Source organism: Neisseria sp. P0021.S007, assembly GCF_051956855.1.
The window spans coordinates 1-459 of sequence record NZ_JBQCXA010001582.1; the positions used below are offsets into that span (position 1 = coordinate 1).

The window sequence follows — 459 nt, forward strand, 5'->3', positions numbered from 1 at the left end:
CCTTGTCGCCGCGGCCTTGAACTTTATAGCCGCCGAATGCAAACACGGATTGCGGGGTCAGGCCGATGTGCGCGCAAACAGGAATGCCGCGCATTTGCAGAAATTCAGTGGTCTCCGCCATCCAGACGCCGCCTTCGAGTTTGACCATATGCGCGCCAGCCGCCATCAATTCGGCCGCCGCCGCAAATGCCTGCTCTTTGCTCTGCTGATACGCACCAAACGGCAAGTCGCTGACAATCATGGCATTTTGAGTGCCGCGAGCCACGCATTCAGTGTGGTAGCACATATCCTGCAAGCTCACCGGCAAAGTGGACTGACGACCTTGCACCGCCATGCCCAAAGAATCGCCGACCAGCAATACATCTACGCCGGCATTGTCCATCAGCGCGGCAAAGCTGGATTCATAAGCGGTCAGCATGGCGATTTTCTCGCCCTCTGCTTTCATTTTTTGCAAAGTGT

General features: G+C 56.2%; 1 protein-coding gene. It reads right to left on the reverse strand.

Annotated elements, in window-relative coordinates; all coding sequences use genetic code 11:
- On the reverse strand, positions 1-459 hold a 459-nt coding region (locus tag ACTHUR_RS20375; RefSeq protein ID WP_440400608.1), incomplete at both ends, for a 3-methyl-2-oxobutanoate hydroxymethyltransferase.